Genomic DNA, 23,789 nt, shown 5'->3' with positions numbered 1-23,789 from the left:
TCCCCGAAGAGGCCCAGCTCGCGGGCGAACGAGCCGTCAGCGCTCTGGAGGAGAACGTCTGACCCCGCGCGTCGCGCGACGGGGCGTCCGAGCGGGTTCCACGGCCGCCGCGCGCGTCACGCGACGGGGCGTTCCATGGCGGGAGCGTCGGGCTTCGCACCGGGCACGGGCCTCGGGGCGAAGCCCTTCGCCGTCGCGAACACGACCAGGATGAGCACGGTCGGCACGATGAACGCCAGCCGCAGCCCGTTCTCGTCGCTGACGGGCGCGATGGCGCCGACCACGGCGGCGCCGAGCACGAATCCCACGTAGTTGAAGATGTTGACGCGCGCCACGGCGACGCCGAGGCCGGTCGGGTCGACGCGCCCGGCGGCGGTGTACGACACCGGCGCGATCACGCTGAGCCCGAGCCCGGCGACCGCGAACGCGGGGATGGCGACGTAGGCGTTCGGCGCCGCGACCACGCCGACCATGCCGGCGATGCCGACCAGCCCGCCGATCCGGACGATCCGCACCGCGCCCGAGCGGCGCACGCCGAGGTCGGCGACGGCGCGGCTGACGACCATCGCGACCTGGTACGCCACGTACCCGAGCGGCGCGACCCAGTCGCTGCTCGACAGCTCGTCGTCGAGGTACTTGGCGCCGTAGCTGGAGATCGCCGAGTCGGCGAGGTAGGCGACGGCCATCGCGGCGCCGACGACGAGGATCGGGCGCCAGGGGACGCGCCGCCCGGCGGCCTTGAGCTCGCTCGCGGACGGGCCGTCCGCCTCCTCCTCGCGCCGGAACAGGCGGTGGCCGGTGGACAGCGACACCGCGATCCCGAGCGCGGAGGCGATCGCGAACCCGGTGAGCAGCGACAGGTCGATCTTGTTGCAGAGCGAGGCCCAGAGCCCGCCGAGGATGCCCGCGACGCTCCAGACCGCGTAGAACCCGGTGATCAGGCTGATCCCGTGGCGGCGCTCGACCGTGACCGCCTGCGCGTTCATCGAAGCGTCCACCGCGCCGACGAACAGCCCGAACAGCGCGACCGCCCCGTACAGCGCCGGGTCGTTGTCGCCGGTCAGGCCGACCAGGACGATCGTGACCGCGACGGCGGGCTGGGCGACGCGCAGCACCGGCCCGCTGCCGACGCGGGGGAACAGCAGGCCCGACAGGACGCTGCCGACGCCCGCGATCAGCGGCACCATGAGCAGGACGAGCGACAGCGTGGCGTCGCTGAGGTGGTGGGTCTTCTGGATCTGCGGGACCTGGGTCACCAGCGAGGCGAAGCACAGCCCCTGGACGGCGAAACCGGCGTAGGTGGCGAACCGTGCCTGACGGTCCCGCGTCGTGGTCATCCGGACTCCAGGAATATGAAGAAGATTCGCGTCAGCGTAGAGACCGGAGCCCGTGCCGGTCAATGCCGGTCTGCGCCGGTCAGAGCGCCCCGGCCCCGCCCGTTCGCCCCTCGCGTGGCCGGAGGCCGGGCCGGGGGCCGGTCCGGGCCGGTCGGGAGACGCCTCAGTCGATGAGGCGGCGGCGCATGCCGCGTACCGCGATCGCCCACGCCAGCCCGGCGAACGCCCAGAGCGCGGCCAGGTGCCCGAGGTCGGCGAGGGGCCGCAGCCCGAAGACCGCGTGCCTCACCAGCTCCACGCAGTGGAACAGCGGGTTGCACCACCCGGCGTACTGCGCCCAGCGCGGCAGCGACCCGACCGGGAAGAACGTACCGGCGATCAGGAACAGCGGCGTCACCACCCCGGTGATCACGTAGTCGAACGAGTTGATCGACGGCACGACCGACGAGGTCCACATCCCGAGCAGCCCGAACCCGAGCGCCGTGAAGAACACGACGAACGGCACCAGCAGCATCCCCGGCGCCGGGGCCAGGCCGAAGAACATCGCCACCACCAGCGGCGTGCAGGAGTACACCGCCGACTTCGCCGCGATCCACAGCGCCTCGGCCGTGACCAGCTCGTGCACGTCCACCGGCGCGGCCAGCATCGCGTCGTAGGTGTGCTGGAAGACCCGCCGGATGTAGCCGTTGAACATGCCGGGGAACACCGAGGTGAACAGCGCCGCCGTCCCCACCACGCCGGTCGCCACGAAGTCCAGGTAGCGGTAGTCGCCGATCGCCGCGACCATCGACCCGAACCCGTAGCCGAACGCCAGCAGGAAGAACGTCGGCTCCACCATCGAGGCGAACGACTGCGACTTCCAGTAGCGCTTGTAGAGGGCCAGCTCGTGCCGCCAGATCCCGCGCACCGGCGCCATCTCGAACCGCCGCAGCCGCGCGGGCGGCGCGGGCCGCGGGGGCGGGGCGGCGCCCGCGCCTTCCGCCGCGTTCATTCGACCCGCTCCCCGGTCAGCACGACGAAGACGTCCTCCAGGCTCGCCGCGCGCCGCACCCCGTCCGGGCCCAGCTCGTCCGCCAGCGACGGCGGGATCGTCTCGGCCTTCAGCACCGACACCGACGGACCCGTACGGCGCGTCGGCAGCCCGGCGGCGCGCGCGATCCGCTCGACCGCCTCCAGCCGGTCCGGCGGACCGTAGTGCTCGACGACCCGTTCGCCCGCGTGCTCGGCGACCAGCTCGGCGGGGCCGCCGCGCGCGACGACCCGGCCGTGCGACATCAGCGCGCAGCCGTCGGCGAGCCGTTCGGCCTCCTCGATGTAGTGCGTCGACATCAGCACGGTCGTGCCGCGCGAGCGCAGGCCGTCGATCAGCCCCCACAGCTCCGCGCGGACCTGCGGGTCGAGGCCGACCGTCGGCTCGTCCAGCAGGACGAGGGCCGGGCGGTGCACGAGCCCGCGCGCGATCAGCAGCCGCCGCCGCATCCCGCCCGACAGGTCGTCCACCTTGGTGAGCCGCCGCCCGGTCAGGTGCGCGAGGGCGAGCGCGTCGTCCACCGCCTCCCGCCTGGCCCGGCGCGGGACGCGGTAGAGGTGGGCGAAGACCTCCAGGTTCTCGCGGGCGGTCAGCTCCTCGTCCAGGTTGTCCTGCTGGGGGACGACCCCCATCGCGGCCCGCGCCCGCTTCGACTCGCGCGGCACCGCGAACCCCAGCACGGTGATCTCGCCCTCGTCCGCGATGGCCTGCGCGGTCAGCAGCTTCATGGTGGTCGACTTCCCTGCACCGTTCGGGCCCAGCAGCCCGAGGCAGGTGCCCGCCGGGACGTCCAGGTCGAGGCCGTCCACGGCGGTGAAGCCGCCGAAGCGCTTGACGACCCCGCGCAGGCTGACCGCCGGGGGCGCCTCCGGGCCGGCGGGTTCGGCGGACGCGGACGCTGACACGGCTTGCTGGCGTTGTGCCGTCATCCCGTCACCGTAGGCTGCGGACCCGTCCGGACCCCACGGATTTTTCCGGCGTTCCGCCGGGTGCCGGACGCTAACCTGTGGGGGTGCAAACGCCCGGCCCCCGCCGTCCCGCCGAACAGGCGACCCGCGTCCGCGACCTGCGCGCCTCCGACGCCGACCGCGAACGGGTCGTGGCCGTGCTCGGCGAGGCCCTCGCGGACGGCCGGCTGAGCGCCCAGGAGCACGACGAGCGGACCACCCGCGCCTACGCCGCCCGCACCCTCGGCGAGCTGACCGGCCTCACCGGCGACCTCAGCCCCGAGGAGGCCCAGCCGATCCTGGTGGACGACCGGCCCGTCTCGGTCGTGTTCGGCCGGACGCGCCGCGACGGCCGGTGGGTCGTCCCGGTGAAGCTGCCGCTCGTGGCGCTGTTCGGCACGGTCGAGCTCGACCTGCGCGAGGCCGTCCTGCAACGCCGCCACATCGTGCTCGACGCGCTGGTGCTCGGCGGCCGGATCAGGCTGCTCGTCCCAGACGGCGTACGGGTGGACGTGACGGGCCGCACGATCCTCAGCACCCGCGAGGTGCGCACCAGGCCCGCCGCCGAGGGCCCGACGATCGAGATCGGCGGCACGATGGTCTTCGGCTCGGTACGGGCCCGCGCCCCCAAGCGCACGCTGCGCCAGCGCGTCCGCGGACGCCTCGGCCGCGACCGAACCTGACCCCGCCCCCGCGCTACCCCGACGTCCGCCCCGCCCACCCGGTCCCGCCGACCCAGTCACGCCCGCCTGCCGGTCACGCCGCCTGGCCGCGTCCGCTTGGCCGCGCCCGCCCGGTCACGCCCGCCCGGCCATGCAAGCCCGCCCGGTCACGCACGCCCGGTCACGCACGCCCGGTCACGCACGCCCGGCCATGCAAGCCCGCCCGGACGCGCCCGCCTGGCCGGTCACGCCGCCCGGCTACGCACGCCCGGCCGTGCAAGCTCGCCCGGTCATGTACGCCCGGCCGGACCCGGCGGGTCCCGCCGGGGGCGGGGCGGCGGGGGGGCGGGCGGGTCAGACGGCGGTGTCGAAGTTGATCGCGCTGTACGCGCGCAGCTTGTTGAGCTGGTGTTCGCTCGACACGTTGCGGATGGTGCCGCTGCGCGACCGCATGACCAGCGAGTGCGTGAACGCGGTGCCCTTCTTGTAGCGGACGCCGTCCACCAGCTCGCCGTCGGTGATCCCGGTCGCGGCGAAGAACACGTCGTCGGACGTCACCAGGTCGTCGGTCGTCAGCACCCGGCCGAGTTCGTGGCCCGCGTCGACCGCCTTGCGCCGCTCGGCGTCGTCCTGCGGCCACAGCCGGCCCTGGATCACCCCGCCGAGCGCCTTGATCGCGCAGGCCGCGATGATGCCCTCGGGCGTCCCGCCGATGCCGAGCAGCAGGTCGACGCCGGTGCCCTCGCGGGCCGCCATGATCGCGCCGGCCACGTCGCCGTCCAGGATGAACTTGATCCGCGCGCCCGCCTCGCGGACCTCCTTGACGATCCCCTCGTGCCGGGGCCGGTCCAGGATCACCACGGTCACGTCGTGCGGGGACGAGCCCTTGGCGCGGGCGATCGCGTTGATGTTGTCGGCGATCGGCCGCTCGATGTCGACCACGTCCGCGGCCTCGGGGCCGGTGACGAGCTTCTCCATGTAGAACACCGCCGACGGGTCGAACATCGACCCGCGCGGCGCGACCGACAGGACCGCGATCGCGTTGTTCATGCCGAGCGCGGTGAGGCGGGTGCCGTCCACCGGGTCCACCGCGACGTCGCACTCCGCGCCGCCGCCGTCCCCGACCTCCTCGCCGTTGTAGAGCATCGGGGCGTTGTCCTTCTCGCCCTCGCCGATCACGACCACGCCGCGCATCGACACGGTGTTGATCAGTTGGCGCATGGCGTTCACGGCGGCGCCGTCGGCGCCGTTCTTGTCGCCCCGGCCGACCCAGCGGGCGGCGGCCATCGCGGCGGCCTCGGTCACCCTGACCAGCTCCATCGCGAGGTTGCGGTCGGGCGCCGAGGGCTCGGTCGCGAGCGGGGACGAGACGGTGGTTTCGTCGGACATGGCGGGGCAGCCCTTTCGGTCGTCGATGACTCGGATTCTCCGGGGACCGGGCACCGTGCCACAAATTGGACCAGACCAGAGGACGGAACGGCGAGCGGCGGCTCCCGGCCGGGGACGGATTTGCCGGCCACACGGTCGAGGGATCGTTTCCCCCGGGGAAGAGGGCGTAATCTCAGCACTCATGAGCAGCGACATCGATGTCTCGTCCGGCGGGGTCACCTCGGGCGGGGGTGGGCCCGTCCGGACCTCCGACCGCGGGGCCGCCACCCGCGGCGCGTTGCTGGGAGCGGCGCGGGACGTCTTCTGCGAGGCCGGGTTCGCGCAGGCCGCCGTGACCGACATCGTCGCCAAGGCCGGGGCGAGCGTCGGCAGCCTCTACCACCACTTCAACGGCAAGGCCGACCTGTACCTCACGCTGTTCGAGGAGTTCCAGGGCCGCCAGCAGGAGCGCACCCGCAAGGCGATCAACGCGGTGCGGGAGGCCGGCGAGACCGACCCGATGCGCCAGTTCATCGCGGGCGCCGGCGCCTACCTGAACGGCTGCCTCGACGAGCGCGACGTCGCCCGGCTGTTCATCTCCGGCGACGGCCCGCCCGGGTTCGACCGGGTCATGCGGCAGCGCCTCAACAAGTGGGCCCGCCGCAACGCCGCGCTGTTCCACACCTCCGACGGCGGCGTGGACGAGGCGCTCGTGATCGTTCTGACCGGGGCGATGGCGGGCGCGGTGTCGGAGGTGTCGCTGATGGACGACGACGCCGCCTCGCACCGGCTCGCCGACGAGATCATGGGCATCGTCGGGACGATCCGCAACCCGCGCACCCACCCCGGTACGGAGCAGCCCTGACCGTGCGGGATCCTGGAAGGGTGACCGACAAGACCCCTTCCCCGGCGCCCGAGACCGAGACCGAGGCCGCCGGGACCCCGGAGCCCGCGTCCCGCCCCGGCGCCCAGGCGGAGGCCGGCGGCGAGGGCCGTACGCAAGCGCAGGCCGAGGCCCGTACGGAGGGCGCGGAGCCGAGCGCGGAGGCCGGGGCGGAGCCCTCCCCGAGAGCGCGGACACGGCGGACGCGACAGAAGCGGCGGACACGGCGGACGCAGCGGCTCCGGCGGGTCCCGCGGGCTCCCGTGCGGGCGGGCCTCCGGCGGAGATCCCGGTGAGCGCGGCCGTCCACAAGCGGCTGACGACCGGGCTCGGCGGGTTCACGCTCGCGATCGCGGCGTGCCTGCTGATCGTGGCGGCGATCTGGGCGATCACGCCGCGCGGCACCAAGGAGGTCCTGCCGACCGTCGACTACGGCTCGCAGCTGTGGGCGATGTCGAAGGACGCGCCGTACACCGTGCACGCCCCGCAGGGGCTGGCGCCCGGCTGGCGGCCGACCAGCTCGCGGCTGCACGGCCTCGAAGGCGGCGGGCAGCCGGTCGCCTGGCACCTCGGCTTCGTGACGCCGGCCGACGAGTACGCGGCGCTGGAGCAGAGCAACGAGCCCGCGGCCAAGTACGTCCCCGGATGACCAACAGCAAGAACGCGATCGGCGCCCAGCAGGTCGCCGGGACCACCTGGGCGAAGTACTACCGCAAGGACAAGAAGCAGAACTCCCTCGCCCGCACCCTGCCCGACGGCGTGAGCCTCGTGGTCACCGGTACGGCCTCGTTCGAGGAGCTGGCGGTGCTGGCGGGCTCGCTCAAGCCGCAGCCGAAGCAGAACGCGTCGCTCGCCCCGTCGCCCGCGGCGACGCAGCGTTCCTGACACCCCGCAGCGGCACCCCGCAGCGGCACCTCGGAGCGGCACCCAGGGAAGGCGCTCGGCTCTGACGCCTAGAACGGCGCCGGGGCCTCGCCGGTCTCGGGCGCGGCCATCGCGGCGGCCAGCCGGGCGCGGGCGCCCTCCAGCCACTCCTCGCAGACGGCGGCGAGCTTCTCGCCCCGTTCCCACAGGCCGAGCGACTCCTCCAGGGTGAGGCCGCCCGCCTCCAGCCGCTTGACGACGTCGGTCAGCTCGTCGCGTGCCTGCTCGTACGACATTCTCTCTTCGGCCACGCGCCTACCTTAGGACTCCTGGGACTCCGCCGGACCCGACGCGGTCACGGCGAGGCGGCCCTCGGCCAGGCGCAGGACGAGGCGTTCGCCCTCGTCGGCCTTCGCCGCCTCCCGCAGGACCGAGCCGTCCTCGCGCTGGACGATCGCGTAGCCGCGGTCGAGCGTCGCGGCGGGGGAGAGGGCCAGCAGGCGGGCGCGGGTGTGCGACAGCTCGTCCCCGGCCCGGTCGAGCGCCCCGGACAGGCAGCGCCGGGTCCGGTCGCGCAGGGCGAGGACCTGCTCGGACTGCCGTTCGACCTCCCGGACCGGGTCGGCCAGCGCGGGCCTGGACCGCACCGCCTTCAGCCAGGCCAGCTCGCGCTCCAGCCCGCCCGCCAGGCAGCGCCGCCCGCGGTCGCGGAGCTGCCGGACGAGCTGGAGCTGCTCGCGCACGTCCGGGACGGCCTTCTTCGCCGCGTCCGTCGGGGTGGAGGCGCGCACGTCGGCGACCAGGTCGAGGATCGGGCTGTCCTGCTCGTGCCCGATCGCGCTGACGACCGGGGTGCGGGCGGCCGACACCGCGCGGACCAGCGCCTCGTCCGAGAACGGCAGCAGGTCCTCCATCGCGCCGCCGCCCGCGCGATCACGATCACCTCGATCTCGGGGTCGGCGTCGAGCGCGCGGAGCGCCTCCATGACCTCGCCGACGGCGTACGAGCCCTGCACGGCCGTGTTCTCCACGCGGAACGCGACGGCGGGCCAGCGGCGCCGGGCGTTCTGGAGGACGTCGTGCTCGGCGTCGGAGTCGCGCCCGCAGATCAGCCCGATCCTGCCGGGCAGGAACGGCAGCGGCTTCTTGCGCTCGGGCCGGAACAGCCCCTCGGCCGCGAGCACCTGCTTGAGCCGTTCGAGCCGGGCGAGCAGCTCGCCGACGCCGACCGGGCGGACCTCCAGGGCGCTCAGCGAGAACGTGCCCCGGTTGATCCAGAAGTCGGGCTTGGCGTGCACCACGACGCGCGCGCCGTCCGTCACGGCCGGGCCCGCGGCCTCGACGACGGCGCGCGGGCCGACGACGCGTACCGACATGTTGGCCACCGGGTCGCGCAGGGTCATGTAGACGGTGCCGCCGCGCGCGTTGAGGTCGGTGATCTGCCCCTCGACCCAGATCCGGCCGAGGCGGCCGATCCAGCCGCCCACCGCCTGGAGGACGGTCCGCACGGGAACGGGCGATTCCGCCGTGGTGTCCATCGCCATGTCCCGCAGCCTACGGGCGCGGCGGCGGTACGGTCGCCATCCCCGGCCGAAGCCGCACGGCCCAGGGGCCGGGGACCGGCGGGCGGAAGGCCGGTCGCTCCGGAGCGGCACTTGAATAGTTAGCTCACCTAACTTAGACTGGCTAAGTAGTTCGAGGAGATGACCGTGACCGAGTCGAACCGCGCGCTGGCCGAGCAGCTCAACGGGCGCCTGCGCGACGTGGTGCTGATGCTGCGCCGGGTCAACGCCGACCAGCCGATCACCAGCCAGCAGCTCTCGGTGCTCGGCTCCCTGCGGGACGGTCCCCGCCGGATGACCGGGCTGGCCGCCGAGCACGGCGTGCGCCTGCCCACGATGACCGCCCAGATCAACCGGCTCGAACGCGACGGGCTCGTCACCCGCGGCCGGGACGTCTCGGACGCCCGGGTCGTGACCGTCGGGCTCACCGCGGAGGGGGACGAGCGGCTGCGCTCCGGGCGCGAGCGGCGCCTGGAGTTCCTGGCCGAACGGCTCGCGGTCCTCAGCGAGGCGGAGCGCGCGGCCGTCGCCGCCGCCCTGCCCGCCCTCGGCAAGCTCTTCGCCGCTCCCGGAAACCCCTGAGAGGAAGGTCACATGCACGCACAGCCCGCGGACACCCCGAAGGGCGGCGGCATCCTGCGACAGCCCATGTCGGTCTGGGCCACCGCCTTCGCCGCGGTCGTCGCCTTCATGGGCATCGGGCTCGTGGACCCCATCCTGCCCGCCATCGCCAAGAACCTCGACGCCTCGCCGAGCCAGGTCTCGCTGCTGTTCACCAGCTACTTCCTGATCACCGCCGTGGCGATGCTGATCACCGGCTGGGTGTCCAGCCGGATCGGCGGCAAGCGGACCCTGCTGATCGGCCTCGCCCTGGTCGTGCTGTTCGCCGGCCTCGCCGGCACCTCCGACGGCGTGGGCCAGCTCGTCGGCTTCCGCGCCGGCTGGGGCCTCGGCAACGCGCTGTTCGTCGCCACCGCGCTCGCCGTGATCGTCGGCGCGGCCACCGGCGGCGCCGAGTCGGCCATCATCCTGTACGAGGCGGCGCTCGGCCTCGGCATCTCGCTCGGCCCGCTCGTCGGCGCCGTCCTCGGCGACATGAACTGGCGCTACCCCTTCTTCGGCACCGCGATCCTCATGGCGGTCGGCTTCCTGCTGATCACGACGCTGCTGAAGGCCGGCCCGAGGCCCGCCGAGAAGACCCGGCTGAGCGCCCCGATCCGCGCGCTCGGGCACGGCGGGCTCGCCACCACCGCGTTCACCGCGCTGTTCTACAACTACGCGTTCTTCACGATCCTCGCGTTCACCCCGTTCATCCTGGGCATGGACGCGTACGGCATCGGGTTCGTCTTCTTCGGCTGGGGCGTGCTGGTCGCGCTGTCGTCGGTGTTCGCGGCGCCCGTGCTCCAGCGCCGCTACGGAACGGTCCGGGTCATGCACGCGGCGCTCGTCCTGCTGGTGCTGTTCCAGCTCGGCCTCGCCGTCTTCGGGCACCAGGGGATCATCGTCTGCACGATCCTGTCGGGCATCCCGATCGGCATGAACAACACCGCGTTCACCGAGGCCGCCATGGAGGTCTCCGACAACCCGCGGCCGGTCGCCTCGGCGGGCTACAACTTCGTGCGCTGGCTCGGCGGCGCGCTCGCCCCGTTCTTCGCCACCAAGATGGCCGAGCACGTGAACGACGGCCTGCCGTACTACGTCGGCGCGGCGAGCTGCGCGGTCGCCATCGTCATCCTCGTGGCGCGCCGCCGCCACCTGGCGCCCCTGGAGCGCGTCGACATCGACCACGCCTTCGAGGACGCCCCGCTCCCGGCCCAGACCTGACCCCGCTCGTTCTGGACCGTCCCCCGGAAAGAGAACGGCCCCTCCGGGAACCCTTGCGGGTCCCGGAGGGGCCGTTCCGCGTCTCGCCGCCGTCCGCCCTGGCGCCAGGGGCGAACGGTCGCCGACCTCGGGGCCGGACGGCCGTCAGGGGCTCGAACGTGCTGTCAGGCGGGCGTTCGAGGGCCTCGCCGGTCGCCCGGCGCCGGTCAGTGGAGGCCGTTCAGCTTGGCGATCCGGTTCTCGTACATGCGCAGGACGTCGGCGCGGGCCGCGTGCTTGCGCTCGTACTCGCGCAGCAGCTTGACCTGGTCGGCGGACAGGCCGCGGAGCCGGGCGCGGAGCTGCGGCAGCGTGGCCTCGTCGTAGTCCGGCACCGGCAGGTCGGCCGCCACCTTCTCGGCCTCGGCGGGCGCGGCGGGCTTCACCTCGGGCTTCGGCTCGAACGCCGCCTTCTCGGCGGACTCGGCGTCCGGCTTCGGCGCGGGCTTCCGCTCGGGCGCGGGCTTCCGCTCGGCCTTCGGCTCGGCGGCGGGCTTGGCTTCGGGCTTGGCCTCGGGCTTGGCCTCGGGCTCGGGCGCGGCGGCGGGCTTGACGTCCGGCTTGGCCTCGGCCTTCGGGTCCGGCTTGGCCTGCGCGGCCTTCGGAGCGGGCCGGGACGCGGGCTTCGGCTCCGGAGCGGGCTCGGCGGCGGGCTTGCCCACCGAGATCTCCGAGCCGGCCTTCGGCCTCGCCGGAGGCCGGGCGGCCCTCGCGCGCGGCTCGGGCTCGGGCTCGGCCTCCTCGCCGCCTCGGACCCGTTCCACGACGCGTCCCACCACCTTCTCGGCGGTGTGCTGCACGTCGCCGCGCAGCCGCCCGATCACCGGGCGGACGCCGCCGCCCTCGGTGATCTCCTTGTAGTCCTTGGTCACCCGATCGCTCAGCAGCAGGGCGCGGCCGACGCCGAACATGGCCAGCCGGACGGCGTGCAGAGGGAGGTCGCGGACCTGTTCGCCCACCGTGTCCTGCACCTGCTGCTTGAGGCGGCGCGGCGATCTCGTCATCGTCATCCATCTCCCTGCCGTCCGGGACGCCGGACTGGGTCGATACGGCACCGTCTGTCAATCATCACTTTGCCGCATGGGTGCGATACCGGTCACCCCGGGTTAATGGATTTCTGTCCAAAAGCCGCGTGGAGTGGGTCACAGAGCGGGCTTCACCAGAGCTTTGTGCCCTGGCGGGCCGGGCATGTCGGGCCCCGCCCCGCCGGCCCGGCGGTCGTACGGCACGGGCGGGGCGGCTCGTACGATGGGGGGCATGACCTCCAACAGCCAGCGCCGTGTCCTGCTCGCCAAGCCGCGTGGTTACTGCGCCGGCGTCGACCGCGCCGTCGAGACGGTCGAGATCGCCCTGGAGAAGTACGGGGCGCCGGTCTACGTGCGCAAGCAGATCGTCCACAACGTGCACGTGGTCAGGACGCTGGAGGAGCGCGGCGCGGTCTTCGTGGACGAGACCGAGGAGGTCCCCGAAGGCGCCATCGTGGTGTTCTCCGCGCACGGCGTCGCGCCGGCCGTGCACGCCGAGGCCGAGGGCCGCGGGCTGCGCACCATCGACGCCACGTGCCCGCTGGTCACCAAGGTGCACAAGGAGGCCGTGCGGTTCGCCGCGCAGGACTACGACATCCTGCTGATCGGGCACGAGGGCCACGAGGAGGTCATCGGCACGAGCGGCGAGGCCCCCGACCACATCCACCTGGTCGACGGGCCCGGCGACGTCGCCAACGTCGAGGTCCGCGACCCCGAGAAGGTCGCCTGGCTCTCCCAGACCACCCTCTCGGTGGACGAGACGATCGCGACGGTCGACAAGCTCCGCGAGCGCTTCCCGAAGCTGATGGACCCGCCGTCCGACGACATCTGCTACGCCACCCAGAACCGGCAGGTGGCCGTGAAGGAGATGGCCGCCGAGTCCGATCTGGTCATCGTGGTCGGCTCCACCAACTCCTCCAACTCCGTCCGCCTGGTCGAGGTCGCCAAGGAGCACGGCGCGGACGACGCCCACCTGGTGGACTACGCCGACCAGATCGACCCGGCCTGGCTGGAGGGCGTCACCACGGTCGGCGTCACCAGCGGCGCGTCCGTCCCGGACGAGCTCGTCCAGGGCGTCCTCGCCTGGCTCGCCGAACGCGGCTACGGCGACGTCCGGGAGATCGAGTCGGTGCAGGAGAAGATGCGCTTCGCCCTGCCGCACGAGCTCCGCAAGGACCTCCGCATCACCCCGGTCTGACCCGCCCTTCGACCGCGCCCGGCGCGGATGCCGCGGGTGCCGCGAGGCCGCGTCCGGTGGGCCTCCCGGGGGCGGCGGGTCAGTCGACCTCGCCGTGGGGAGGCGGGGCCGTTCGCGGGCGGGCGACTCGTCCCAGCGGACGGGGTTCTCGTTCTCCTCCTGCTCGAACAGGCGGCTGCCGACCAGCTTGCCGCGCAGCTCCCGCGCGTTGGCGACGAGGCCGCGCGGCGCGGTGATGGCCAGCACCAGGATCGTGCCGAGGAACAGCCACGGCGCGGTGGTGGAGAGCGCGGCGAGCACGCCGACGGAGACGCTGGTCAGCAGCGACCCGTCCCCGGCGCTCGTGGCGAGCACGGCGAGGGCCGTCGCCACGAGGAACACCAGCGGCGGGCTCACGGCGAGGGTGAGCAGGTCGGCGGGCCGGGTGGCGAGCGCGGCGAGGACGCAGCCGGCGGTGAAGCCCGCGCCGGCGAGCACGTCCACCCCGAACCAGCGCGCCGTCAGCCCGCCGAGCAGCGCCGCGCCGAACATCACCACGACGCCGCCGCGCCCGGTCAGGGCGGCCTGGCGGGCGGCCGGGGCGGACGGGCGCTGCCGGGGCGTGGAAGCTGCGCGCTGACCTCGCACTGGACCCCCTGGGGACGGCGAGGCGCCGCCGGGCGCGTCGCGTACCGACGATGTACTCATTGCCACCTCTCCGTCCGATCAACCTGATCAGGGATGGCCCGTCCGCCGAAACCTACCGGTTCCGAGGGCGGTGCGGTCGGCGGGCGCGTCCGGGCCGTGTCCGCCCGGTCATCCGGAACGGGGCGGTCGTCGTCGGCCGGCTCGGCGGGCTCGTACGGCTCGGCGGGCTCGTGCGGCTGGGCGAAGGCGCGCGGCTGTGCGGGGCCGTACGGGCCGTACGGAGCGTCGCTGCCGCCCTCCTCGTGGGCGGTCAGCTCGGCCGCCGACAGGGCCCGGGGGCTCTCCTCGACCGGTTCGGGGCCGTCGAGGGACGCCTCCACGACGCCGAGCTCGTTCAGCTTGCGGGCGCTGACGAGCACGCGCGTCTCCAGCGAGCCGACGGTGCGGTTGTACGACTTGATCGCGCCGGTGAGGGAGCGGCCGAGCTCGTCGACGTGGCGGCCCATGGTGCCGAGCCGCTCGTACAGCTCCTTGCCGAGCTCGAACACCGCGCGGGCGTTGCGGGACAGCGCCGCCTGCTGCCAGGCGTACGACGCGGTGCGGAGCATCGTGATCAGCGTGGTGGGCGTCGCGATGTGCACCCGGCGCCGCATCGCGTACTCCAGCAGGGACGGGTCGCGGTCGAGGGCGGGCGCGAGGAACGCCTCGCCCGGGATGAACAGCACGACGAACTCCGGCGCCGGGCTGAACGCCTGCCAGTACGACTTCGCGGCGAGCCGGTCCACGTGGTCGCGCAGGTGGCGGGCGTGCGCGTCGAGCCGTACCGGGTCGCCGGTCTCCGCGGCCTCCAGGTAGGCGGCCAGCGACACCTTGGAGTCGACGACGATGCTCTTGCCGCCGACGAGCCGGACGACCATGTCGGGCCGTACGGTCCCGTTCTCGCCGGGGGCGCTCGCCTGCTCCTCGAAGTCGCAGTGGTGGGTCATCCCGGCCAGCTCGACCACGCGGCGGAGCTGGAGCTCGCCCCAGCGGCCCCGGGCCTCGGGGCGTTGCAGGGCGCGGACCAGCCCGCGCGTCTCGCCGCGGAGCTGCTCGGAGCTCTGCCGGACGAAGTCGACCTGCTTGGCCAGCATCGCGTGGGACTCGCGGCGGCCCGTCTCGACCTCGCGGAGCTGCTCCTCGACCTTGGCGAGGGTCTCGCGGAGGGGCGCGACGAGGTGCTCGACGGCCTGCTCGCGGCGCTGGAGCTCCCCGGCGGCCTCGGCGCCCGCGGTCTTCAGCCGGGCGTCGGCCAGCTCCAGGAACCGCTGGTTGCTGGCGTCCAGGGCCTTCGCCGAGAGGTTCTCGAAGTGCTCGGCCATCCGCTCCTCGGCGTAGGCGAGCTTCTCCTCGGCCGCCTTGGCGCGGGCGATCAGCGTGCCCTGGCGGGACGTGGCGAGCGCGTAGCCGACGACCACGCCGAAGGCCGCCCCGACGAGGAGGCCGGCGAACAGCGCGAGGTCCATCCGTTCATCGTGACAGCGGACGGGGGAGCGCCGGTGCGACGCGCCGGGACACCGCCCGGACCCGGCAATTAGACTCAGCGTTCACTAACGCCCCACACGGCTGCGAACCAGGCGAAACGCCGCTCCTGCCCCGAGGAGACCGCATGACCACCAGGATCCGTCCCGTTCCGATCAGGACCGTCGCGACCACCCCGGCCGAACGGCGCGTCGCCCGCGCCCTCGCGCTGGAGCCGGGCGGCCCGCCGTCCCTCCAGGCCCGCGTCGCCAACCGGATCATCCGCACGTCCATGAAGACCGCGTGGCACTACAGCCCGGACACCGAGGCCGGGCTGCTGTGGATCCAGAAGGCGACCGCGCTGCTCGGGCGGTTCCAGACCGTCCCGCGGGGCGTCGCGATCACGCCGCAGGAGCTGGACGGGCGTACCGCGGAGTGGGTGCGGGCCGGGGCCCCGGACGAGGACAAGGTCCTGCTCTACCTGCACGGCGGCGGCTACTTCTTCGGCGGTCCGCGCCTCTACCGCCCGTTCAACTGGCGGCTCTCGGCGGCGACCGGGCGTCCCGTCCTGGCGCTGGACTACCGGCTCGCGCCGCGCCACACGCCCGCCGACGCGCTGGACGACGCGCTCGCCGCGTACGACTTCCTGCTCTCGCGCGGGTACGCGCCGCGGAACATCGTCGTCGGCGGGGACTCCGCGGGCGGGCACCTCACGCTGGCCCTCCTGCTCGCCCTCAAGAGCCGCGAGACCGCCCTGCCGGGCGCGGCGATCTGCCTGTCGCCCTGGGTGGACCTGCTCTGCGAGTCGGACTCGCACCGGCTCAACAAGAGCAGCGACGCGCTCATCCCCGCCGGGAAGCTCGCCTGGCTGGGACGGGAGTTCTGCCGCGACAAGGAGGAGAACGACCCGCTGTTCTCGCCACGCAGGGCCGACCTGTCGGGCCTGCCGCCGATGCTGTTCGTGGCGAGCGGCACGGAGATCCTGCGCGACGAGACCCTCGACGTCGCCGAACGCGCCCGCGCCGCCGGGGTCCAGGTCCTCTACCAGGAGTGGGACGGGCTCGTGCACGTCTTCCCGGTCTTCGCCGACTTCATGCCCGAGGGCAAGGCCGCGTTCCGGCACATGGCCGAGTTCCTGCTGGGCGCCGGCGTCTGACGCCCGTCCGGGCCCGCGCGGGGCCTCCGGACGGTGGCCCGAACGGCGGGATCACGCGGTGTTCACCGGGACGTCGTCCGTCCGGGGTCGCGCGGGCCCATAAACTTGACGGCCGTGAGCCTCTCCATCGGAATCGTCGGCCTGCCGAACGTGGGCAAGTCCACCCTGTTCAACGCGCTGACCAAGAACGACGCGCTGGCCGCGAACTACCCGTTCGCGACCATCGAGCCCAACGTCGGCGTGGTCGGGGTGCCCGACCCGCGGCTGGCGCGGCTGGCGGACATCTTCGGCTCGCAGAAGATCATCCCGGCGACGATGGAGTTCGTCGACATCGCCGGGATCGTCAAGGGCGCCTCGGAGGGGCAGGGGCTCGGCAACAAGTTCCTCGCCAACATCCGCGAGACCAACGCGATCTGCCAGGTCATCCGCGCGTTCCACGACCCCGACGTGACCCATGTGGACGGCGACACCGACCCGTCCCGCGACATCGAGACGATCAACACCGAGCTGATCCTCGCCGACCTCCAGACGATCGAGAAGGCCCTGCCGCGCCTCGACAAGGAGGCCCGCACCAAGAAGGACAAGGACAAGCTCGCCGTCGTCGACGCCGTCACCGCCGCGCAGAAGCTCCTGGACGAGGGCGTCACCCTCTTCGCGGGCGCCGAGAAGGCCGGGATCGACCTCGCCCTGCTGCGCGAGCTGCACCTGCTCACGGCCAAGCCGTTCCTCTACGTCTTCAACCTGGACGAGGAGGAGCTCACCGACGAGGCGCTGCGCGCGCGCCTGCGCGACCTCGTCGCCCCCGCCGAGGCCATCTTCCTGGACGCCAAGATCGAGGCCGAGCTGATCGAGCTGCCCGACGACGAGGCCCTGGAGCTCCTCCAGGGCATGGGCCAGGACGAGTCCGGCCTGTCGCAGCTCGTCCGGATCGGGTTCGGCACCCTCGGCCTCCAGACCTACCTGACGGCCGGGCCGAAGGAGTCGCGCGCCTGGACGATCCGCAGCGGCGCCACCGCGCCCGAGGCCGCCGGCGTCATCCACACCGACTTCCAGCGCGGCTTCATCAAAGCCGAGATCGTCTCGTTCGACGACCTGGTCGCCGAGGGCTCGATGGCCGCCGCCCGCACGGCGGGGAAGGTCCGGATGGAGGGCAAGGACTACGTCATGCGCGACGGCGACGTGGTCGAGTTCCGCTTCAACGTCTGAGCACGCCCCGCGTCTTCCGGCCCCCGGCCGCGCACACCGCGCGACCGGGGCCGACGCGTGCGCGGGCCGCGCGGCGTGTGCGGGTCGCGCGGCGTGTGCGGGTCGCGCGGCGTGTGCGGGCCGGGGATGGTGCCCGGTTGCGGTCGGGCGGTCGCATTCGGTGGGCGATGTGTCCCGAAGGCGACACTATGACGGATTCCGGGGGGAATAGATTGCGGTCCGGACGGTCACGGGGTCAGCAAGCACCGTCCGAGTCGCCCTGCTTGTCCGAAACGGGGTGTGGCGCGCCGTTCGGAGGATCGGATACGGGATCGTCACCGTTTGGCAATCTTCCCCGTTCCTGCTGAGGTGGATTGCATTATCCACAACCGCGTGCCGGGGGTGTGCTTCGCCGCGATGCGCTGGAACAATTGACGCTCGTGGTTACGCTGGGCCCGGGGTGGGTTCAGAAATGACCCGCGCACGCGACAGGAACCAGGCACACATGACCGCGCCGACCGGGGGCGAGGCGCGAGCGGAGGCAGGATGGCTCGCAGGTCGGCCGTGGGACACGGCCGTGAGACCGCCGTGGTCGAGGAGTCGGCACCGGGCCGCTCGCTCGGCGCGTCGTCCGTCGACCCGTGGGACGTGCCGGAGCCGCGGGGCCGCCGCGGCCGCGGGCGCTCCGACGACGGCGGGCGCGGCGGCGGCGGCCGCTGGGCGGCTCCGGCGGGCGCTGGTGGGTGTGGGTCGGCCGCGCGATCCTCTGGGCGCTGATCCTCGTCATCCTGGTCAACGGCATCCGCGCCCCGTTCGAACGGTTCACCGCCGACGAGTCGTCCGACGGGGCGGGCGAGGCGAAGCCCGGCAAGGCCGCGCAGTTCCCGAGCAGCGCCGCCGGGGCGTTCGCGTTGCAGTTCGCCAACGTCTACCTCAACTACGACCAGAAGTCCGCCCCCCAGCGCGCCGAGCAATTGCGCACGTTCGTGCCCGACGGCACCGACGCGCAATTCGGCTGGAACGGCGTCGGCACGTTGCAGTTGCAGTCCGTCCAGGTCGCCGGAGTCGACGCCCGCGACGCCAACAACGCGACGGTCACCCTCCTCGCGCGCAGCGCCGACAAGTGGTTCCGGCTGGCCGTTCCCGTCTACGCCAAGAACAGCGCGCTCGTCATCTCCGGCCGGCCCGCGCTGCTGCCGCCGCCGACCAAGGCCGCGCTGCCCCAGGAGGGCGTCAAGGACCGCGACACCGCCCTGGAGGGCGAGCTGAAGCCGTTCCTCGGTACCTTCTTCGGAGCGTACGCCCACGGCGACCAGGCGGCCCTGTCCCGCTTCTCCGACGGCACCGCGATCGGCGGCCTGGCCGACGCGGTCCAGTTCGTCCAGGTCAACGACGTCGTCGCACCGAAGGGACCGGCGGGCGAACGCACGGTCACCGCCACGGTGACCTGGCAGGTCCCCGGCAGCGGCGCCGCGGGCAACGGAGGCGAGCTGGCGCAGTCCTACCAGCTCGCGATGGTCAAGAAGGGGACGACCTGGTACGTGAGAGACATTCGCGGCAGTACGGAACCGAGCACGTCATGAGAGGCCGCGACGTGATGACAACCCCCGCCGACCCAGGAAGGCAGTAAGTCGATGCTGCACCACATTATGGCGTCGATTCCGCATGAGGTCTTGGCGGCGCCCAATGATGAACTCAAGACCGATCAGCTCGCCGATTGGCTGCGCCAGATATTCGGCCCGCTCTTTCTCGTGATCGTCTCGATCGTGGCGATCTTCTTTCTGTTCACCCGCGAGATCACGCGGTTCGTTCAATTCATCGTGCTGGCGATCGGCATTGGAGTGGTCTTCTACGTGCCCAACATCATCGAGACCACGGCCAAGGCGATCGCCAAGGCCCTGGGCGTGGACATGACCTGACCCCGGGGCGGGGTCCGGTCGAGGTCCGGCACGGCCCCCGGGCGGGCCGTCAGGCGACACTGTGCTTGCGCAGTTAGGGGAGTAGGGGCGTGGATCTACCCACGTACACGAACATATGGCGCATCGAGAAGCGGCTGTACAAGCTGTACGACCTGCGGCTTCCGATGCCTCTGCCACTGGTACAGATCGGCGTGTTCGCGGGCGTGTTCGTCCCCTGGATCCTCCTGCTGAAGTTCGTGGGGATCCCGTTCGAGTCCCCGTGGCACGTGCTCTACATCGTCCCGCCGGGCATCCTGACGTGGATGGCGACCCGTCCCGTCATCGAGGGCAAGCGCCTCACCGAACTGCTGCTCTCGCAGGGCCGCTACCTGGCCGAACCCCGCACCTGGTGCCGCCTCACCCCCATCCGCGAGCCGCGCGAGGTCGTCATCGTCGCCCGGGTCTGGCGCCGCCCCAGGCGCCCGCCCCGGTCGCCGCCCCGAACGCGCGGCCGTCAAGTCCCGCAAGGCCCGCAAGGCCCGGAAGTCGGCGCAGGCCCGTCCCGCCGTGCAGGAGGCGGCCGTCCCCACCGCCGCGACCCTCCTGCCCGGCCCCGCCATGGCCGACGCCCCGCAGCCGCTCGCCGAGTACGCCGCCCAGCGCGAGGCCGTCCCCTCGCACACCGTCCTCCCGCAGCCCGCGTCCGTCCCCCCGCCTCCCGCCCACCAGCCCGCCGCGCGCCCGGACTACCAGCCGACCGCCTTCGCGCAACCGACGGCACCGAGCCCGTCCGCGTCGCTGGCCCGTACCCCGGCGCAGGCGCCCGGGTCTCTGGGCACGTCCGGGATGCCGGGAACGCTCGGCACCGAGGACGACGTCCGCGTCGCGGGCCCCGAGCACGCGCCGCAGCGCAAGCCGTGGCGCCGCACGTCCCGCGACATCTCCCACGAGGACGACGTCCAGATCGAGCGTCCACCGGCCACCCCGCAACTGGAGACGCCCCCGGCCGAGCCCGCGGCGGGTTCGGGCAAGCGCGCGCTGGCGTCCGGCGTCCGCCGCCCGGGCTCCGAAGGCGAGTTCTGGCAAGCGATCTCCCCAGCCGAGCCGCCCACCACGACCCCGACCTCTGCACCCGCGTCCGCCGCGACGCCGGGCCCCACGCCCGCGTCCGCCGCGACGCCGGGCCCCGCCACCCGTCCTGACATTCCGCAGCAGCCGCCCGCGTGGCGCACCGCCGCCACCCGCGACGACCTGCCGCAGCGGACGCCATCGAAGGCCGACGCCGGGCCGACCCGCGAAGACGTTCCGCAACGGCCCTCCACCCAACCGCCCGCAGAGACCCCGCGCACTGACACCTCGCAGGGGCCCGCAGAAGTCCCGCCCGCGAACGTCCACCCGCATCCCGCTGCGTCCAAGGCCACCGCGGACGCCGACGCCCACCAGCCGACGCCCAAGCCCCAGTCCGCAGCAAGCACCCCAGCCGAGGCGGCCCCACCGAACGCCCCGACCACCCGCGAAGACGTCCCGCAGCAGGCGGCCGATCGGGAGGCCCAGGAAGCCCCGCGCGAGGACGTTCCGCAGCACAGCGCTGACGAGAGGGCCGGCGAGGCCGCGCACGAAGTCGTTCCGGCGGAGGGGCCTGCTCAGGGGACTGGCGAGGCCACGCGCGAAGGCGTTTCGCAGGAGAGTCCCGCTCAGGGGACTGACGAAGCCACGCGCGAGGACGTTCCGCAGGAAGACCCCGAGCGGAAGGCGGGCGAGACCACGCGGGAAGCCGTTGCGCAGCAGACTTCAGACCAGAAGGTCGGCGCAGCTGCGCGTGAAGACGGCGTCCCGGAGTCGTCCGTTGTCGCGGAGGAGCAGGCGGAGTCCGAGGACCAGCCGCCCACGCCGACGAGTCACGAGCACGCCCAGGAGGACGCTCCCGGCGTCGCCGACGCTTGGCGACCGGCCCCCGCGAAGGCGCCCCGCAGCGGAAGGACAGGCAGGACCCGGGGCCTGCGCGACGTTCTCAACGAGCCCGTCGGACCGCAAACCGGCGAAGACGGCGTGGCCAGGGAACACGAGCAGCAGACCCGCGAAGACCTCCCCAGCCAGGCCAACGCACCGGCGGACGTCAGCAGAGACCAGGAGTCGGCCGGCGAGAGCGTCCCCAGCGACCAGACCATCTCCGAGCCTTCGCGCCCGGCCACCGAGTCCGTCGCCAGTAGCGATCGGGAGTCGGAGGGCGAACGCGCTGCGAACGAGCACGGCGCTTCCGAACGTCCGCGTCCGGCGGCGGCGACAGGCGCCAGCACGGAGGCGAGCGAGCAGGAAGGCGCGGGAACGGAGCAGTCCACGCCAGGGCGGGGAACGCAGGGGCGGCAGGAGCCGGAGCAGAAGGTCGCTCCCGCTGCGTTCGGGGCCGGGCCGGAGAACGCGCAGGAGCCGACCGACGTGCCGTCCGCTGGCGAGCAGCCGGTTGTTGGCGTTCCGGCGGCTCAGCCACCGGCGGTGATGCGTCCCGTCGCCGGATGGTCCGTTCCGGAGCGGCCCATGGCTGCGCAGGGACCCGCCGACGACGAGGCCGCCGGAGAGCGGCACGCGGACGAACGTCCCGCCGCGTCGCGTCCGATGGCCGCGCAGGCGCCGGGAGATGCCTCGACAGGTAGAGAACGGGCTGGCGCCCAGGAGTCCCGTGAGGACGCCGAGCGGGCGCAGCAGAGGCCGCAGTCGCCTGCGTTCGGGCAGCCTTCGGCAGGGCAGCCGCACCACGTACAGGCGAACGGGCCCGGAGCGGGTGCTCAGCGGCCTAACGTTCGACAGCCGGGTGTTCAGTCGCCGGGCGAGCGGACGCCGGGCGTTCAGCAGCCTGGCGTCCAGGGGCCCGGCAGGGGGCTGCCCGGCGGCCAGCGGCCCAACGTCCCCGCGCCGGGCGCGGGGCAGCCGAACGTGCGGCAGCCGGGCGTTCAGGGACCGGACGGAGATCGCTTGGTGGCGCGGGAGCGCGGTGTCGAACGGCCAGAGCAGCCGTTCCCCGGTACGACGCGGCCGGGAACGGCTGCGGGCGGTGGGCGCGGGCAGGGAACGGAGGGCGAGCCGGTGACGCCCCCGTCGCCGACGCAGCCGTCGCAAGCGGTGCCGCCCCCGCAGGTTCCGCAGCCGACGCAGCCTCCGCAAGCGCCGCCGCACACGCAAGCGCCGCAGCCTCCGCAAGCGCCGCAGTCGCCGCGTGCGTCGCGTCCGGGCGAGTCTCCGCAGCCTCCGCAAGCGCCGAGGCCCCCGCAGCAGCCGGCGCAGGCTCCGCAGCCGACTCGGCCGGATATTCCGATGGTGCCGGGGGCGTTCGGTGCTCCGGCAGGGGAGAACGGCGGCGACGACGCGGAGTGGCGGCCTGCCAAGGGGGAGGGGGCGCAGCAGCCTCCGTTGCGCAGGGAGCCGCCGAAGCCGTGGTCCAAGGGGCTGTCCAAGCCCGCGCGGCCCGCGTCGACCGATGCGATGGTGTGGCCGCCGGTTCCCGCGCCGCGGCGGGACGGGCCCGTTCAGCAGGAGCCGCCGGAGCAACCGTCCGCGCCTCCGCAGCAGCCTGTGCCGCAGCAGGGGTTCTCGCAGGGGACGCCTCCTGCGATGCCGCCGCAGGGCATCCCGATCGAGCCGGAGCCGCAGCAGCCCGTTCCGGAGGAGCAGCCGCCGCCGCGCGAGGTGCGGTCCGGGCCCGCGTCGCCGGTGCGGCCGAGGCCGTTGCCGCCGCCTCCGGCGCCGCCGCCGTCCGGCCCGGCGATCACGCCGCCCGACCCCGAGCACGAGGTCACCAGCGGCGGGCTGCGCCGCCTGATCCAGGCGGTCGGCGGCGGGCACGGCGAGGCCGACGCCGAGTACCAGATGCGGTTGCAGCAGCCGTTCCACGGGACGCGGCACGTCGTGGTGCTCGGCTGCACCGGCGGCGCGGGGCAGACCGTGACCGCGCTGATGCTGGGGCACACGTTCGCGCAGCACAACGGCGAGCCCGTCGTCGCGATCGACGTCAACCCCGGCCCCGGGGCGCTGGCGCGGCGCACGCGGAGCGAGACCAACGAGACGCTGACCGGGCTCATCACGCGGGCCGACCAGGTCGGCAGCCTGACCGCGATGCGGCGCTACACCTCGCAGGCCAAGTCGGGCCTGGACGTGATCGCGGCCGGGAAGAACCCGTTGCAGGCCCTCGACGACCGCGACTACGCGCTCGCGATCCGGACGATCGACCGGTTCTACTCCGTGACGCTGCTCGACGCGGCGGCGGCGGTGGTCGCGCGCGTGCTGCCGTACGCCGACCAGGTGGTGCTGGTCGCGCCCGCGAGCGCCGACGCGCCACGTGCCGTCGCCATGACATTCGAGTGGCTCGACGGACACGGATATGAGGATCTGCGGTCCCGCGCCGTGACGGTGATCAACGGGGTCAGCCGGCGCAGCATGGACGACGTCGAGCAGGCCGAAGCGGTCGCCCGGGGCCGCTGCCGGGCCCTGGTGCGGATCCCGTGGGATGATCACCTCAGCATGGACCGCGCGCCGCGCAACGAGCTCAAGTCGTTGCGCGCGCCGACGCGGCGTGCCTATCTTGCCCTCGCCGGCGTGGTCGCCGGCGGGTTCACCGTCGTGCCCGAGCGTTACCAGGAGCTTCAGCAGGAGCAGGAGGCCACCCGATGAGCGCCCCCACGCGCCCGCGCGGA

At 73.5% G+C, this 23,789-nt stretch carries 17 protein-coding genes and 4 pseudogenes; 12 read left to right on the top strand and 9 right to left on the bottom strand.

The window, feature by feature from the left end:
- Window positions 1-116 precede the first annotated feature (116 nt).
- The 3 genes from GEV43_RS07655 to GEV43_RS07645 form a co-directional block, all read right to left on the bottom strand.
- Window positions 117-1,337, bottom strand: coding sequence for an MFS transporter (locus GEV43_RS07655; protein WP_160820078.1), 1,221 nt, complete (start codon window positions 1,335-1,337; stop codon window positions 117-119).
- A gap of 163 nt (window positions 1,338-1,500) precedes the next feature.
- Entirely contained in the window at window positions 1,501-2,328 is an 828-nt protein-coding gene (locus GEV43_RS07650) for an ABC transporter permease (protein WP_160820077.1), read from the bottom strand.
- Window positions 2,325-3,296, bottom strand: coding sequence for an ABC transporter ATP-binding protein (locus GEV43_RS07645; protein ID WP_160820076.1), 972 nt, complete (start codon window positions 3,294-3,296; stop codon window positions 2,325-2,327). The genes GEV43_RS07650 and GEV43_RS07645 overlap by 4 nt, the downstream gene beginning before the upstream one ends.
- A gap of 83 nt (window positions 3,297-3,379) precedes the next feature.
- On the opposite strand from GEV43_RS07645, the gene GEV43_RS07640 reads away from it, so the two are divergent.
- Entirely contained in the window at window positions 3,380-3,997 is a 618-nt protein-coding gene (locus GEV43_RS07640; protein WP_160820075.1) for a DUF1707 domain-containing protein, read from the top strand.
- Between the two features lie 333 nt (window positions 3,998-4,330).
- On the opposite strand, the gene glpX is transcribed toward GEV43_RS07640, so the two are convergent.
- Window positions 4,331-5,365: a class II fructose-bisphosphatase gene (gene glpX, locus GEV43_RS07635; protein WP_160820074.1), complete on the bottom strand. Its 1,035-nt coding sequence runs from the start codon at window positions 5,363-5,365 to the stop codon at window positions 4,331-4,333.
- Window positions 5,366-5,546: 181 nt separating this feature from the next.
- Between glpX and GEV43_RS07630 the strand changes: the two genes are divergently transcribed.
- Together GEV43_RS07630 and GEV43_RS55895 are read left to right on the top strand one after the other, a co-directional pair.
- Window positions 5,547-6,209 (top strand): TetR/AcrR family transcriptional regulator, encoded by a 663-nt coding sequence (locus GEV43_RS07630; RefSeq protein WP_160820073.1) that lies wholly within the window; start codon window positions 5,547-5,549, stop codon window positions 6,207-6,209.
- Between the two features lie 310 nt (window positions 6,210-6,519).
- A pseudogene (locus tag GEV43_RS55895) lies at window positions 6,520-7,112 on the top strand (DUF4245 domain-containing protein).
- 68 nt (window positions 7,113-7,180) lie between these two features.
- Here GEV43_RS55895 and GEV43_RS07620 read toward each other — a convergent pair.
- Both GEV43_RS07620 and xseA read right to left on the bottom strand, forming a co-directional pair.
- The gene (locus GEV43_RS07620; protein WP_160824375.1) at window positions 7,181-7,387 is read right to left on the bottom strand and encodes an exodeoxyribonuclease VII small subunit; all 207 of its coding nucleotides are present in this window, start codon (window positions 7,385-7,387) and stop codon (window positions 7,181-7,183) included.
- A gap of 24 nt (window positions 7,388-7,411) precedes the next feature.
- Window positions 7,412-8,634, bottom strand: a pseudogene (xseA, locus tag GEV43_RS07615) (exodeoxyribonuclease VII large subunit).
- Window positions 8,635-8,793: 159 nt separating this feature from the next.
- Here xseA and GEV43_RS07610 point away from each other — a divergent pair.
- Both GEV43_RS07610 and GEV43_RS07605 read left to right on the top strand, forming a co-directional pair.
- Window positions 8,794-9,234 (top strand): MarR family winged helix-turn-helix transcriptional regulator, encoded by a 441-nt coding sequence (locus tag GEV43_RS07610; protein ID WP_160820072.1) that lies wholly within the window; start codon window positions 8,794-8,796, stop codon window positions 9,232-9,234.
- Between the two features lie 12 nt (window positions 9,235-9,246).
- A complete protein-coding gene (locus GEV43_RS07605; RefSeq protein ID WP_160820071.1) occupies window positions 9,247-10,476 on the top strand; it encodes an MFS transporter in 1,230 nt (409 codons plus the stop codon).
- A 206-nt stretch (window positions 10,477-10,682) separates the two neighbouring features.
- Here GEV43_RS07605 and GEV43_RS07600 read toward each other — a convergent pair whose 3' ends face one another.
- A complete protein-coding gene (locus tag GEV43_RS07600) occupies window positions 10,683-11,525 on the bottom strand; it encodes a hypothetical protein (RefSeq protein ID WP_160820070.1) in 843 nt (280 codons plus the stop codon).
- Between the two features lie 247 nt (window positions 11,526-11,772).
- On the opposite strand from GEV43_RS07600, the gene GEV43_RS07595 reads away from it, so the two are divergent.
- Window positions 11,773-12,738 (top strand): 4-hydroxy-3-methylbut-2-enyl diphosphate reductase, encoded by a 966-nt coding sequence (locus tag GEV43_RS07595; protein WP_160820069.1) that lies wholly within the window; start codon window positions 11,773-11,775, stop codon window positions 12,736-12,738.
- Window positions 12,739-13,008: 270 nt separating this feature from the next.
- Here GEV43_RS07595 and GEV43_RS54660 read toward each other — a convergent pair.
- Together GEV43_RS54660 and GEV43_RS07585 are read right to left on the bottom strand one after the other, a co-directional pair.
- Window positions 13,009-13,269: pseudogene (locus tag GEV43_RS54660) on the bottom strand (DUF6542 domain-containing protein); the annotation flags it as partial.
- Window positions 13,270-13,421: 152 nt separating this feature from the next.
- Window positions 13,422-14,870, bottom strand: a complete 1,449-nt coding sequence (locus GEV43_RS07585; protein ID WP_160820067.1) for a DNA recombination protein RmuC — start codon at window positions 14,868-14,870, stop codon at window positions 13,422-13,424.
- A gap of 143 nt (window positions 14,871-15,013) precedes the next feature.
- Between GEV43_RS07585 and GEV43_RS07580 the strand changes: the two genes are divergently transcribed.
- From GEV43_RS07580 to GEV43_RS49650, 6 genes and pseudogenes are all read left to right on the top strand, one after another.
- Window positions 15,014-16,021 (top strand): alpha/beta hydrolase, encoded by a 1,008-nt coding sequence (locus GEV43_RS07580; protein WP_160820066.1) that lies wholly within the window; start codon window positions 15,014-15,016, stop codon window positions 16,019-16,021.
- 114 nt (window positions 16,022-16,135) lie between these two features.
- On the top strand, window positions 16,136-17,227 hold the full coding sequence (ychF, locus tag GEV43_RS07575) for a redox-regulated ATPase YchF (RefSeq protein ID WP_160820065.1): 1,092 nt from the start codon (window positions 16,136-16,138) through the stop codon (window positions 17,225-17,227).
- 620 nt (window positions 17,228-17,847) lie between these two features.
- Window positions 17,848-18,789: a conjugal transfer protein gene (locus GEV43_RS49655; RefSeq protein WP_309239510.1), complete on the top strand. Its 942-nt coding sequence runs from the start codon at window positions 17,848-17,850 to the stop codon at window positions 18,787-18,789.
- A gap of 51 nt (window positions 18,790-18,840) precedes the next feature.
- Complete coding sequence (locus tag GEV43_RS07565; protein WP_160820064.1) at window positions 18,841-19,125, top strand: hypothetical protein; 285 nt, start codon at window positions 18,841-18,843, stop codon at window positions 19,123-19,125.
- Window positions 19,126-19,214: 89 nt separating this feature from the next.
- A pseudogene (locus GEV43_RS55890) lies at window positions 19,215-19,508 on the top strand (conjugal transfer protein); the annotation flags it as partial.
- Between the two features lie 163 nt (window positions 19,509-19,671).
- Window positions 19,672-23,766, top strand: a complete 4,095-nt coding sequence (locus GEV43_RS49650) for a hypothetical protein (RefSeq protein WP_241682825.1) — start codon at window positions 19,672-19,674, stop codon at window positions 23,764-23,766.
- Window positions 23,767-23,789 lie beyond the last annotated feature (23 nt).

The organism is Actinomadura sp. J1-007 (assembly GCF_009793335.1).
Taxonomy (GTDB): Bacteria; Actinomycetota; Actinomycetes; order Streptosporangiales; family Streptosporangiaceae; genus Spirillospora; species Spirillospora yumaensis.
This window is presented reverse-complemented; position numbering and strand designations above follow the sequence as displayed.

Excerpts from the sequence above, each read along its gene's own strand:
- GEV43_RS07655 (WP_160820078.1), bottom strand. The coding sequence starts at position 1,337 with ATGACCACGACGCGGGACCGTCAGGCACGGTTCGCCACCTACGCCGGT.
- GEV43_RS07650 (WP_160820077.1), bottom strand. The coding sequence starts at position 2,328 with ATGAACGCGGCGGAAGGCGCGGGCGCCGCCCCGCCCCCGCGGCCCGCG.
- GEV43_RS07645 (WP_160820076.1), bottom strand. The coding sequence starts at position 3,296 with ATGACGGCACAACGCCAGCAAGCCGTGTCAGCGTCCGCGTCCGCCGAA.
- glpX (WP_160820074.1), bottom strand. The coding sequence starts at position 5,365 with ATGTCCGACGAAACCACCGTCTCGTCCCCGCTCGCGACCGAGCCCTCG.
- GEV43_RS07630 (WP_160820073.1), top strand. The coding sequence starts at position 5,547 with ATGAGCAGCGACATCGATGTCTCGTCCGGCGGGGTCACCTCGGGCGGG.
- GEV43_RS07620 (WP_160824375.1), bottom strand. The coding sequence starts at position 7,387 with ATGTCGTACGAGCAGGCACGCGACGAGCTGACCGACGTCGTCAAGCGG.
- GEV43_RS07610 (WP_160820072.1), top strand. The coding sequence starts at position 8,794 with ATGACCGTGACCGAGTCGAACCGCGCGCTGGCCGAGCAGCTCAACGGG.
- GEV43_RS07605 (WP_160820071.1), top strand. The coding sequence starts at position 9,247 with ATGCACGCACAGCCCGCGGACACCCCGAAGGGCGGCGGCATCCTGCGA.
- GEV43_RS07600 (WP_160820070.1), bottom strand. The coding sequence starts at position 11,525 with ATGACGATGACGAGATCGCCGCGCCGCCTCAAGCAGCAGGTGCAGGAC.
- GEV43_RS07595 (WP_160820069.1), top strand. The coding sequence starts at position 11,773 with ATGACCTCCAACAGCCAGCGCCGTGTCCTGCTCGCCAAGCCGCGTGGT.
- GEV43_RS07585 (WP_160820067.1), bottom strand. The coding sequence starts at position 14,870 with ATGGACCTCGCGCTGTTCGCCGGCCTCCTCGTCGGGGCGGCCTTCGGC.
- GEV43_RS07580 (WP_160820066.1), top strand. The coding sequence starts at position 15,014 with ATGACCACCAGGATCCGTCCCGTTCCGATCAGGACCGTCGCGACCACC.
- GEV43_RS07565 (WP_160820064.1), top strand. The coding sequence starts at position 18,841 with ATGCTGCACCACATTATGGCGTCGATTCCGCATGAGGTCTTGGCGGCG.